10 protein-coding genes, 4 tRNA genes and 1 pseudogene are annotated in these 12,899 nt (G+C 39.2%); 14 read left to right on the top strand and 1 reads right to left on the bottom strand.

Features of this window, described 5'->3' with window-relative positions:
* Position 1 precedes the first annotated feature (1 nt).
* From AAA923_RS05880 to AAA923_RS05815, 14 genes are all read left to right on the top strand, one after another.
* Positions 2–1,567 (top strand): putative polysaccharide biosynthesis protein, encoded by a 1,566-nt coding sequence (locus AAA923_RS05880; RefSeq protein WP_338215427.1) that lies wholly within the window; start codon positions 2–4, stop codon positions 1,565–1,567.
* 2 nt (positions 1,568–1,569) lie between these two features.
* Positions 1,570–1,809 (top strand): RNA-binding S4 domain-containing protein, encoded by a 240-nt coding sequence (locus AAA923_RS05875; protein WP_041501310.1) that lies wholly within the window; start codon positions 1,570–1,572, stop codon positions 1,807–1,809.
* Positions 1,810–2,448: 639 nt separating this feature from the next.
* Positions 2,449–2,841 carry an FtsB family cell division protein gene (locus AAA923_RS05870; protein WP_338215424.1) on the top strand — a complete coding sequence of 131 codons (393 nt, stop codon included), beginning with the start codon at positions 2,449–2,451 and terminating at the stop codon, positions 2,839–2,841.
* Between the two features lie 23 nt (positions 2,842–2,864).
* Positions 2,865–3,281 (top strand): S1 domain-containing RNA-binding protein, encoded by a 417-nt coding sequence (locus AAA923_RS05865; protein WP_041501312.1) that lies wholly within the window; start codon positions 2,865–2,867, stop codon positions 3,279–3,281.
* Positions 3,282–3,341: 60 nt separating this feature from the next.
* A complete protein-coding gene (gene tilS / locus AAA923_RS05860) occupies positions 3,342–4,676 on the top strand; it encodes a tRNA lysidine(34) synthetase TilS (RefSeq protein ID WP_338215423.1) in 1,335 nt (444 codons plus the stop codon).
* The gene (hpt, locus tag AAA923_RS05855; RefSeq protein WP_338215422.1) at positions 4,673–5,218 is read left to right on the top strand and encodes a hypoxanthine phosphoribosyltransferase; all 546 of its coding nucleotides are present in this window, start codon (positions 4,673–4,675) and stop codon (positions 5,216–5,218) included. The genes tilS and hpt overlap by 4 nt, the downstream gene beginning before the upstream one ends.
* Positions 5,219–5,300: 82 nt before the next feature.
* Positions 5,301–7,496, top strand: coding sequence for an ATP-dependent zinc metalloprotease FtsH (ftsH, locus tag AAA923_RS05850; protein WP_338215420.1), 2,196 nt, complete (start codon positions 5,301–5,303; stop codon positions 7,494–7,496).
* Between the two features lie 57 nt (positions 7,497–7,553).
* Entirely contained in the window at positions 7,554–8,435 is an 882-nt protein-coding gene (gene hslO, locus AAA923_RS05845; protein WP_338215418.1) for an Hsp33 family molecular chaperone HslO, read from the top strand.
* 363 nt (positions 8,436–8,798) lie between these two features.
* On the top strand, positions 8,799–9,803 hold the full coding sequence (gene dusB / locus AAA923_RS05840) for a tRNA dihydrouridine synthase DusB (protein WP_338215416.1): 1,005 nt from the start codon (positions 8,799–8,801) through the stop codon (positions 9,801–9,803).
* Between the two features lie 75 nt (positions 9,804–9,878).
* Entirely contained in the window at positions 9,879–11,369 is a 1,491-nt protein-coding gene (gene lysS, locus AAA923_RS05835) for a lysine--tRNA ligase (RefSeq protein ID WP_338215694.1), read from the top strand.
* A 614-nt stretch (positions 11,370–11,983) separates the two neighbouring features.
* Positions 11,984–12,056 (top strand) — tRNA-Val (locus AAA923_RS05830).
* A gap of 38 nt (positions 12,057–12,094) precedes the next feature.
* A tRNA-Leu gene (locus AAA923_RS05825) sits at positions 12,095–12,177 on the top strand.
* 63 nt (positions 12,178–12,240) lie between these two features.
* A tRNA-Thr gene (locus tag AAA923_RS05820) sits at positions 12,241–12,313 on the top strand.
* Positions 12,314–12,323: 10 nt separating this feature from the next.
* A tRNA-Gly gene (locus AAA923_RS05815) sits at positions 12,324–12,395 on the top strand.
* Positions 12,396–12,783: 388 nt separating this feature from the next.
* Here AAA923_RS05815 and AAA923_RS12355 read toward each other — a convergent pair.
* Positions 12,784–12,899: pseudogene (locus AAA923_RS12355) on the bottom strand (IS982 family transposase); the annotation flags it as partial.

The following is a 12,899-nucleotide window of genomic DNA, read 5'->3' as shown; positions in this document are numbered from 1 at the left end:
TATGCAAAAAGAAGTGTCTAGGGCTATTAAGGGGACCTGGATTCTGACTATTGCCTCACTGTTCTCGGAACTTTTGAGTGCTATTTATCGGATTCCATTACAGAATATTGTTGGGGATCGTGGTTATTTTATTTATCAACAGGTTTATCCCATTTACGGTATTTTCTCCGTTTTGGCGCTGTCTGGTTTGCCGGTTGTGATTTCGAAAACTTTTGCACAGCAGGAGTCGATTGCTGCCAAACATAATTTATTGAAGAAAACTTTCAGTATTTTAATGGCTGGAAGTGTGGTCATTACTGCTTTGCTGTGGATATCTTCAAAATATTTGGCAAGTATGATGGGAGACCAAAATTTGTACTGGGAAGTACGAGTAGTGGCGTTGACGTTTTTATTAGTTCCTTTTGAAGCTAGTCTACGAGGCTATTTTCAGAGTGATTTAATTATGGAACCGAGTGCTATTTCACAAGTTTCGGAGCAATTCTTCCGAATCGTAATTATTATTGCGAGTGCATTGTTGTTCGGACATGGTGTTTTGGATGTCTATCAAATGGGAACATTGGCTAATTCAGGTGCGTTTATCGGTGGATTATTGGCCGTGGTGATTTTAGTTGGGAAATTTTTAAAAAATAGAGCAACTGAAGTAGAAGTTCCTAATGCTGATAAAGCGATTAAACTGGAGCATGGATTAGCGTTAGAGATAGTTTTAATCGTAGTTTTTACAGGTATCACAATTTTTTATCAGTTTATCGATTCCTTCTCAACTGTGCGGTTATTGCTGCATACAGGGATGGCTTTGGACCAGGCTGAGATTCAAAAAGGTATCTTCGATCGTGGGCAACCGTTGTTACAACTAGGAATTGTCATTTCCTTATCATTTGTTTCGACCATCATGCCGCAGTTGAAAGAAACCAATCGAGTTCAACAAAATAAGAGCACAATTCAAAAAATGGTGCGTGTCTGTCTTTGGCTGTCAGTTGCTGAAACGGCTGGCTTGATTGCATTAATGCCAGAAATTAACACGATGTTGTTCACTAATACTAATGGTTCCAGAACTTTGAGCATTTATATGCTGTCGATTTTAATCGTTTCCTTTATTAATTTATTAATAGCTGTTACAAGTGGCGATGACGAAAAGAACTTTCATAAGTTAATTTTGTTCGGAATGTCTCTAGTAACAAAGGTAGCGTTGAACATCATTTTGGTACCAAGATTTGGAATTGCTGGTGGAGCCATTGCCACAGTTTTGAGTGAGTGCGTAATTTTGTTTGGAATCATGGCGATTTACAAGTTTGATCGCAAATTCTTGTCGTTGGATAAGAAATTTGTTCGTAATATGATCAAACTTGGATTGATTATGGCAATTTTTGTCAGAATCGTCGTTAAAATTCTAGCCAGTTATCTAGTGATGACTCGAGCTAATTGCGTTTTGATCAATATTATTGCCATACCGTTGGGAGCAGTCGTTTATTTAAGACTTTCGAAACGTTGGCGTATGTTGACCAAAGAAGAGTGGGAGATTTTACCCATGGGCAAATATATTACGAAGTTTATGAAAATAGAGGATTAATTATGAGATTAGATAAGTATCTAAAAGTAAGTCGTATTATCAAGAGAAGAACCGTTGCTAAGGAGTTTGCGGACAATGGTCGTGCATCAATCAATGATCATGTTGCCAAATCGTCTAGTGAAGTCTCAGTAGGGGATGTATTAGAATTACACTTTGGGGAGAGAACTATGAAAGTTCGTGTTCTCAACATCAAAGAAACAACTAAGAAAACTGATTCTACAGATATGTATGAAGAAGTTTAATTTTAGTTATGGCCGCCTCCGGGCGTCAGTAATATAGTCCGCTATGGGGACCGGCCCGAGCCAAAGTGCGGTCTCGAACCTCGACTTTGAACCTTGCATAGTTCGCAAGTTTCAAAGCTCGCCCCGTGGTGTAATGGCTAAAGCCATAACGCCACCTCCATAGCAGGACTATATTACTGACGCCCGGAGGTTAGTGTGTCTTTGAATTTAAGTTAATTGGATTTATTTCAAATTGTTTATTCAAAAAGTAGGTAAATATCATAAAGGTTATTTATCAACTAAAGTAATAAAGAAACATCAAATTTCTTATATTGAATATTTATGTATTAAAAAATGCATTAGCTGGAGGTAGCGAGGGAAAAATCTATCAGCAGTGCAGGTGGCGTTAGGTCGTGAGACCTTACCCCACCGACGTATTTTGAGATTTGCGGTCCATGCGAAGCTCAAAATCGAGACTTGAGACCTTGGCTCAAGTCGGTCGCACAGCAGATAGATTTTCCCTCGCAACCGGAAGCGGCAGTTCTAAATAAAATAATTCAACCTAAAAATTAGAAATGGATTAAAATTAGCAATTTAATCATTCAAATAATGGCTTAAACTTGTTATACTCAAAGTAATCATTTCTAGGGGAGTAGTGGCATGGAAATACGTAAACTAAATTCTAACGTTTCTGTATTACAACCAAAAAAAGCACCAACTCCTAATCCTGGTCATCATAACTATGTTAAAAAAGTGCATCGTAGACGGATGGCTATGATTGGAATTGTTTTTGCAATAATTTTGGTTGTATTTGGCGTTCAGATTTTTAATTCTCACCGAACATACGCCAATACAATGGAACAGATAGAAATTAGCAAACAGAAGCTGGATAAACAAAAGTCGACGCAACGTGATTTGAAACTTGAGGTTAGTCAACTTCGTGACACGAACTATATCGAAAAGTATATTCGTGAAAAGTACATGTACAGCAAACCAGGTGAACAAATCTACAATTTGCCTGATGATGTGAAGACCACTACGATTCAAAAATAGGGAAAGGAATTATTTTTAATTAGATGACAGTTGAAGTAGGAGCTAAAACAGAAGGTAAAGTAACGGGAATTACAAATTTTGGGGCTTTCGTGGACCTTGGAGAAGGACAAAGCGGAATGGTACACATCAGTGAAATTGCTGACGGTTATGTCAAAGATATTCATGATGTGTTAAACATTGGCGATACTGTTAAGGTTTTAGTTCTTAGTGAGAAGGATCATAAAATTGCACTTTCAATTAAACAAGCTTCAGATAAGCCAAAGCCAAAATATCATGCACATCGTTCACACGAACGTAATGATAGAAAGCCACAACAACATAAGCCAGAAAGCTTCGATGATATGATGTCTGGATTCATGAAAGAGAGTGAAGAAAGACTCAGTGTTATCAAGAAGAATACCGAAGGCAAGCGTGGTGGCCGTGGCGGACGCCGTAGTTAATAAATGTATATCAGGGGTTGGGACTATGTCTCAGCCTTTTTTAATTCAATGGAGGGGCAGATGGAACTAGATAACAGAATCACCGATACAGTTAAAAAAGTTTTACAACGTTATCAGGCTAAAAAAGTTCTGATTGCAGTCTCTGGAGGCGTTGACTCAATGGTTTTACTGAATGTCATTGCCCAGATTTTACCGAAAGATAGATTTGGAGTTGTAAACGTTGACCATGATTTACGACCGGAGAGCGGCGCTGAAGTAGAGTTTGTTCAAAAAAATTGTGTTAAGAACGGCTATCAATTTTTTACTACCAAGTGGGAAGATAAACCAAGCGACGATATCGGTATGGAAGCCGCAGCTAGAAAGTTTCGTTATAGCTTCTTCAAGCAAATTATGGTTTCGGGACAGTTCGATACTTTGTTGACAGCGCATCATGGTAATGACTTAGCCGAGAATATTTTGATGAAATTGATTCGTTCCGGTAACGCTTATGAAGTAGTCAGTTTGAAAGAACAGCGTCCTTTTGGTGAGAATGGCCAAATAGTTCGACCATTATTGGATTTCTCAAAACGAGAATTGGCTGAATATGCGGATATCCATGATATAAAACATGTTCAGGATGAAACAAACTTTGATAATATAACTTTACGCAATCGTCTTCGGAACAATATTTTCCCTGAATTACAGAAGGAAAATGGACAGTTTTTGGCGCATTTTCGATTCTTTGATCAGCAGGTGACGGCATTGGTTAGTTTGGCTAAAAAGCAGTTCAGTCAAATTGAAACAGATATGTCGTTGGAAGAATCACCGCAACAAATTATCGGTTGGATAAAACCGATATTAAATTTAGATCCGGAGCAACAAACGTTGTTCTGGGGCAATTTTTTTACAAAGCGAAGGCTGGACATTTCCATCAGCAATCGTCAGATCAATCAAATTATTGAAATTGTCAGTTCAGATGATGCTAATGCTTCCATTAATTTGGAAGATTCGTGGGAATTTATCCGGACGTATGACAAATTTGTCGTTAAAAAGTCGACACCACAGGTTTTGGATGAAGTGAATGTTGCTGTTGGCAAAGAAGTGTCTTGGGGACATAAAAAGCTGACCGTTACGACTGACGATAACGATTACACATTAACTACAGAAAATATTCCCCAAACGATTACGTTGAGAACGCGCCGTGACGGTGATAAACTGCTTTTATCAAATGGTCGCCATCAAAAATTAAGTAAACGATTTATAAATGAAAAAGTTCCAGCCTATGAACGTGACAATTATTTGGTTTTATTATTTGATAATCGGATTGTTTGGGTTGAAAAAATTTATAATTTGGGTGATTATTTAAAAAAAGGTAAAAATCATTACAAAATTAACTTTGTTGAGGTAAAAGAATGAATTCAGATATTGAGAAAGTTTTAGTTTCCAAAGAGGAGATTGAAGCCGCAAACCTACGCCTTGGAAAACAACTAACCGAAGAATACCGTGGTAAGAATCCATTGTTCGTTTGTATTTTACGTGGTGCAGCTATGTTTATGATGGATCTAGTTAAGCAACTTGATATTGAAATGGAATATGATTTCATGGACGTATCTAGTTATGGTGGTGAAAATACCATGACGACTGGTGATGTTCGAATTATTAAGGATTTGGATACACCACTTCGTGACCGTGATGTCGTAATTGTCGAAGATATTATTGATACTGGATACACTTTGGATCGTCTAAAGGAACTCTTCGATGCTCGTCATGCTAAGTCCATTAAGATTGTTTCTTTCTTGGATAAGCCAGCTCGTCGAATCAAGCATGTCAAAGTAGATTATGTCGGAGTTCAAATTCCTGATGAATTCGTTGTTGGTTACGGAATGGATTATAACGAGCATTATCGTAATTTACCTTATGTGGGCGTTTTGAAACGAGAGATATATAGTACAAAATAATTTAGTTAGAGTTACAATTATTATTGTGTTACTGTTCGCCAATGTTACAATATGTAACGTCTAAGTAATTAGGAGGAAATGTATGAAAAATAATCGAAATAGGTTAATCAATAATAGCCTGTTTTACATCTTGCTCTTTGTTGTTTTGGTTCTTGCAGCGAGTTGGTTTGCTGGTGGTCAATCCTCAGACCAATCAAAAACATTAAGCCAAGACCAATTCATTACACAATTGAAGCAAGGCAAAGTGAAGAATTTCAAACTAGAACCTATTGGAGGAGCTTATCAAGTAACTGGTGAATACAAGAAAGCTCAAAAAGCTGAAACAACACGTTCCGTTTCATTGTTCAGCCGTAACCAAGCTACGACTTCTAGTGAAGTAACTTCATTCAGTTCAACTGTTTTGCCTAACAATGATACGTTAAAGATGATTAATAGTGCCGCTATGGCAAAGGGAGTTAAGACTACTGCTGCTCCTAAGTCACAATCCGGACAATGGATCTCATTGATCTTAACGGTTATTGTTCCATTTGCATTATTCTTCTTTATAATCTTTGCGATGATGGGCCGAGGAGGCCAAGGTGGTGGCGGTGCAAACCGTGTCATGAACTTTGGTAAATCCAAGGTTAAACCAGAAGATCCAAAGAAAAACAAAGTTAGATTTTCTGATGTTGCCGGTGCTGAAGAAGAAAAACAAGAACTTGTTGAAGTTGTTGAATTTCTAAAAGATCCAAGAAAATTTGTCTCCCTAGGTGCCCGAATACCGGCTGGTGTTCTTTTAGAGGGTCCTCCCGGGACTGGTAAAACTTTACTAGCTAAGGCTGTTGCTGGTGAAGCTAAAGTTCCTTTCTATTCAATCTCTGGTTCAGATTTCGTTGAAATGTTCGTTGGTGTTGGTGCATCACGTGTTCGTGACTTGTTCGAAAACGCCAAAAAGGACGCTCCATCAATCATCTTTATCGATGAAATTGATGCTGTTGGTCGTCAACGTGGTTCTGGTACCGGTGGTGGTAATGATGAACGTGAACAAACTCTTAACCAATTATTGATTGAGATGGATGGATTTACAGGTAATGAAGGTGTTATCGTTATGGCTGCTACTAACCGTTCCGACGTCCTTGATCCTGCCTTGCTACGTCCAGGTCGTTTTGACAGAAAGATTCTTGTTGGTCGTCCTGATGTTAAAGGTCGTGAAGCTATTCTTAAAGTTCACGCTAAGAACAAACCATTTACAGATGATGTTGATTTGAAAGCAATTGCTCAACAAACTCCAGGTTTTGCTGGTGCTGATCTAGAAAACTTACTTAACGAAGCTGCACTTGTTGCTGCAAGACGTGGTAAGCAAAAGATTGACCCAACTGACCTTGATGAAGCTGAAGATCGTGTTATTGCGGGTCCAGCTAAGAAGAATCGTGTTATTCCTGAACAAGAGCGTCATACAGTTGCCTACCACGAAGCAGGACATGCTTTGATTGGTTTAGTATTGAGTGATTCTCGAGTTGTTAGAAAGGTTACTATCGTGCCTCGTGGACGTGCCGGTGGTTACGCTATCATGCTTCCTAAGGACGATCAAAACCTTGCTACTAAGAAGGAATTGAACGAACAAATTACTGGATTACTTGGTGGTCGTACAGCCGAAGAAATTATTGTCGGTCAACCATCATCAGGTGCTTCAAATGACTTTGAACAAGCAACTCAGATTGCTCGTACAATGGTTACAGAATATGGTATGACAGACCGCTTAGGTACTGTTCAACTTGAAAAGAATGGTCAACCATTTAGTGGTGGTAACTATCGTGCTGAACCAGCATATTCACAAGATACTGCCATGGCTATTGATCAAGAAGTTAAACGCATTATCGATGAAGATCACGAACGTGCTCGAGAAATTCTTCAATCACATCGTGAACAACACAAGATTATTGCCGAAGCTTTGTTGAAGTATGAAACACTTGATGAAAAGGAAATCTTGAGTTTGTATAACACAGGAGCAATGCCTGCTAACGATGCAAATCAACAATTCCCAAGTGAAAGTGCTGCAACATTTGAACAAGCTAAGAAGGCTGCTGAAGCCAAAGATGCTGCTAAACAAAAATCAGAAGAATTAACTAAGGATGATTCACCAAAATCAGATGATACTGATGTTGATGAAACAACGTATCCTTCAGAAAGCAAAGATAAACCAGCTGACGATACAAAGTCTGATACTGATGCATCTAAGAATGATAATTCTGAAGATTCAAATAGTGACAAGAATGATGATAATAACAATCAAGAATAATAATTAATCAGAAAAAGCGACTCGTGAGAGTCGCTTTTTTGAACGGAGGAATCAAATATGACTGATACTTTAACTAAAGCCGTTTCAACCGATGGTAAGTTTCGTGCTTACGTCGTCAACGCTACAGAAATGATTCAGGAAGCCCAAAAACGCCACGATACATGGAGAAACTCTAGTGCCGCTTTAGGTAGAACTATGGTTGGCTCACTACTAGTTGCCACTTCAACTTTGAAAGAAGATGAAGTTTTGACGACAAGAGTACAGGGCGATGGACCAGTTGGCACAATTGTTGTTGATGCTAATGCCAAGGGTGACGTCAAAGGATATATTTCTAATCCACACGTTGCTTTGAAGGCTAGAGAAGACGGTCACATTGACGTCAAAGCAGCTGTTGGTACTAAAGGTACATTAAGTATCACTAAAGATTTACATTTAAAGGCACCATTTACTGGTTCAGTACCATTAGTTTCCGGTGAAATCGGCATGGACTTTGCCTACTATATGGCTAAATCAGAGCAAATCCCTTCAGCAATCGGTGTATCAGTTTTTGTAAATCCTAACGAAACAATCGGAGCAGCTGGTGGATTCTTGATTCAAACATTGCCAGGAGCAACAGATGCAGACATTGATAAAATTGAAGCCAATTTAAAGATTGTGCCAAATATGTCAACTTTGCTTAAAGAAGGCTTGAGCAACAAAGATGTCATGGAAAAGATTATGAACGGTATTGGAATGAAGTATCTTCAAGATATGCCAGTTAAGTTCCAATGTGACTGTTCAAAAGAAAGATTTTCAAAAGCTCTAGCAACATTATCAAGAGCAGAACTACAAGCAATGATCAAAGAAAATCATGGAGCCGAAACAGTATGCAAGTTCTGTGGCAACAAGTATCAATTTTCTGAAGCTGAATTAAAGGATATCGTTGCTAACAAAGATTAATTGAAGATGGCCGCCGAAGGTGGGTTATTAGTTTGTACGTGAGTGAATTCGTTCTAGGCTTGAATGGTAGTAATCAGATGTAACAAAAAATTATTTATCACAGAAACACTAGCCGGAGGGAGCAAGAAAAATCCATCAGCAGTGCAGGTGACGTTAGGTCGTAAGATCTTACCCCACCGACGTATTTTGAGATTTGCGGTTTATGCAAACCTCAAAATCGAGGCGCGAGACCTTGGCTCGCACCGGTCGCACAGCAGATGGAATTTTCCTTGCTCCCGGAGGCGGCAGCAGTTAACCATTGCCTTTTAGATAGAAAATTTGTTATTATTACGAGTTGTAATCGAATAATAAGAGGTAAAAAGTATGGAATGGAAAATAGGCAACGTCACAATCCCCAATCAGATTGTCGTTGCGCCTATGGCAGGTATTACTAATTCGTCCTTTCGAGTTACAGCCAGAGAATTTGGCGCTGGCTTAGTTGTCTGTGAAATGATCAGTGATCAAGGTATTAAATACGGTAATTTGAAAACTTTGGGCATGATGTTCGTTGATCCGAAAGAACATCCAGTCAGCATTCAGATATTTGGTGGCACAACGGCATCACTCGTTAACGCAGCTAAATATGTATCTGAAAATACTGGCGCCGATATTATTGATATTAATATGGGCTGTCCGGTCAAAAAAGTTACCAAAATTGGTGCTGGTTCAAGTTGGCTCCGTGATCCTGATAAGTTGTACAACATGGTCAAAGAAGTCAGCTCAGCAGTCGACAAACCAGTTACCGTTAAAATGCGGACTGGCTGGGACAGTGATCATATTTTGGCAGTTGAAAATGCTTTGGCGGCTCAAGAAGCTGGAGCAGCTGCTGTGGCTATGCATGGACGAACGAAGGCACAGATGTATACCGGACATTCCGACTGGGAACTCTTACATGAAGTGGCTCAACATTTAACCATTCCTTTCATTGGAAATGGCGATGTGAAGACGCCTCAAGATGCTAAAACAATGATTGAAGACGTTGGAGCTGATGCTGTAATGGTTGGTCGGGCAGTGCTTGGCAATCTCTGGCGTTTAAATGAAATGAATCATTATTTGGAAACTGGCGAGATACTTCCTGAACCAAGTGTTGGAGAAAAAATTAATATAGCTAAACTTCAACTCCAACGTCTGGTAGACTTAAAAGGTGAGCATGTTGGTGTTCCAGAATTTCGTCAACAGGCAGCATATTATCTAAAGGGGATTCCCCATGCAGTCAGAACTCGTGCTAAAGTAATGAATGAAGATTCAATGCAAGAAGTTTTTGACACGTTAGATCAATTTGTTGAAAGTTACGAACAACGAGAAGCGAGATCATCAAAAATTTCGTAGACAGGGGGAAAAATTTTGAGTAACGAAAATAAGAAGAAGCAACCAACTAAAGAAGAGATAAAGAAGACAAGAGTCATGAATGACCAACTACGGGTTAGACGTGATAAACTTCAAGAATTATATGATGAAGGCGTTGATCCATTCGGTTCAAGATTCGAAAGAACTGCTTTGGCTCAAGACATTCACGACAAGTACGGTGACGAGGACAAGGAAACTCTTGAAGAACAAGATTTGCCTGTTGTAATTGCTGGTCGTATGATGACAAAACGTGGTAAAGGTAAAGTTGGTTTTGCTGATCTACGTGATAGAAGTGGCAAGATTCAAATTTACGTTCGTAAAGATGTTGTCGGTGAAGAAAATTATCACATCTTTAAGCGTTCAGATATTGGTGATCACCTAGGTATCCATGGTGAAATTATGAAGACAGATATGGGTGAATTAACTGTTAAAGCAACCCACGTTACAATGCTTTCTAAATCACTACGTCCATTGCCTGATAAATTCCATGGTTTAACAAACGTTGAACAAATTTATCGTCAAAGATATTTGGACTTAATTGCTAACCAAGATAGTTTTGACCGTTTCAAGAAGCGTACTAAGATTATTTCAGCTGTTCGTGAATATTTGGATGGTGAAGGTTTCATGTCAGTTGAAACTCCTGTCTTAAATACTCAAGCCGGTGGTGCTAGTGCCCGTCCATTTATCACACACCACAATGCGATGGATATGACGATGTATCTTCGTATCGCCTTGGAACTACCTTTGAAGAGATTAATTGTTGGTGGTTTTGAACGTGTCTATGAAATTGGTCGTGCTTTCCGTAACGAAGGTATGGATCCACAACATAACCCTGAATATACTTCATTGGAAACATATGCCGCTTATTGGGATATGACAGACGTTATGAAGGAAGTTGAGGGAATGTTCAGACATGCTGCCCAGAAAGCTAATAATTCGCAAATTGTTAGTTATCAAGGCAAAGAAATTGATTTGAGCAAGCCTTTCAAACGTATCAAGATGGTTGATGCCATTAAGGAACAAACAGGTATCGACTTTAGCCAAGATATGGATCTTGAACAAGCTCGTAAGTTAGCAGACGAAAAGGGCGTTCATTACGAAGACTTCTGGGGTGTTGGTCACATCATCGCTGAATTCTTCGAAGAATTTGTTGAAGATACTTTACAAGAACCAACATTCATTTATGAATATCCACTTGAAGTTTCACCATTAGCTAAGAAGAGCAAGGATAACCCTAACTTTACAGATCGATTTGAAGTTTATATCTTAGGTCACGAATACGGTAATGCCTTTACTGAATTGAATGATCCAATTGATCAAAAAGAACGTTTTGAAGCACAAGCTGCTGAACGTGAAAAGGGTAATGACGAAGCTGAACATATCGATAACGATTACGTTGAAGCCATGGAATATGGTATGCCACCAACAGGTGGACTAGGAATCGGTATTGATCGTTTAGTTATGCTATTGACTGATGCACCTTCAATCCGTGACGTTATTCTGTTCCCAACAATGAGACCAGAAGATAATGCTGATAACGAAGAATAAAATAATTAAGAGTTAGGACGAAAAGTTCTAGCTCTTTTTTCTTTGGGGTGTTGCCGCCGGAGGGCGTGCGAGATGCAATTAATGCTGTGGGACCGATTCGAGCCAAAGAGCGGTCTCGAATCTCGATTTTGAGCTTTGCAAAAACCGCAAATCTCAAAATACGTCCGTGCTGTAAGAATGGGAAATCGCTATTCTAACACCACAATCACGGCATTATTGCATCTCGCACACCCTCCGGCTAGTTTTTTGGATATACTGAAGGTATTTTGTTATTTGATTTTCCTCTTAGTATTTTTAGTATTAAATAACAATTGTTCCCAACTAATACAACGCACAGATAAAAGAGTCGGAGGTTGCTAGAAGAATGTATCCACCGTGAAGGTGGTGTTAGGACGGCGTTTTATGCCGTTCTTACAGCACGGACGACTTTGGAGACTTGCCGAACTTGCAAGGCTTCAAATCGAGGCGCGAGACCTTGGCTCGCACCGGTCCACACGGTAGGTACATTCTTCTAGCAACCGGAGACGGAAAAAGAAAAAATAATAAAAAATTTTGTTGACAGATTTATTTCTCAAAAGGTATACTAATATAGTTGTTTCAAACGAAACACATATGGAGGATTAGCTCAGCTGGGAGAGCATCTGCCTTACAAGCAGGAGGTCACAGGTTCGATCCCTGTATCCTCCATTAAGCAAAATGCTTAGTGGAAATATCTTAAGTTTTTTGCGGGTGTGGCGGAATTGGCAGACGCGCTAGATTTAGGTTCTAGTGTCCAGTGGACATGAAGGTTCAAGTCCTTTCACCCGTATTAATAATTAGTCTTGCAAAATGATTAATTATTATGTATTATGTTAATTGTTGTTGACATAATGCCGACTTAGCTCAGTTGGCAGAGCACCTGTCTTGTAAACAGGGGGTCGGAGGTTCGAATCCTCTAGTCGGCATCGTCATAATGCGGAAGTAGTTCAGTGGTAGAACATCACCTTGCCATGGTGGGGGTCGCGGGTTCGAATCCCGTCTTCCGCTTTAGAGAATTTGATAAATAAAAAAGGTAATTAATTCTAAGATTAGGATTGATTACTTTTTTTTCGTTCTCTAAAAATAAATCTAGCATATATGTCTATCTTAATTGAGTATATTAATTCCTTGAATGTGGTACGATTCTTAAAGAAGGCAATTATTTCTTTGTTTTGCCGCCTCCGGTTGTGAGATATAGAGTTGTGCTGTGGGACCGGCTCGAGCCAAAGAACGGTCTCGACCCTCGCTTTTGAACTTCGCACAGTACGCGAATTTCAAAAGACGTCCTGTGCTGTAAGAACGAAAAATCGCCGTCCTAACACCACTATCACTGCATAACTCTATATCTCACAACCTCCGGCTAGTTTATTTTCTTCTATGATATGTACTCGTGGTGCTAGTTGATTTGTTTTAAAGTATCTACTAATAAACATTGTTCAATTCTTGTTTGAAAACCATCTAGGGAACGAGCCCTGTTTCTTTCCAGATCGAAAATATTTCCCCAACGAGAAA

Origin of the sequence: Companilactobacillus muriivasis (genome assembly GCF_036246245.1) — a bacterium.
Lineage (GTDB): Bacteria > Bacillota > Bacilli > Lactobacillales > Lactobacillaceae > Companilactobacillus > Companilactobacillus muriivasis.
The sequence above is the reverse complement of the archived record's forward strand: the minus strand, read 5'-3'. Positions and strand labels throughout refer to the sequence as shown.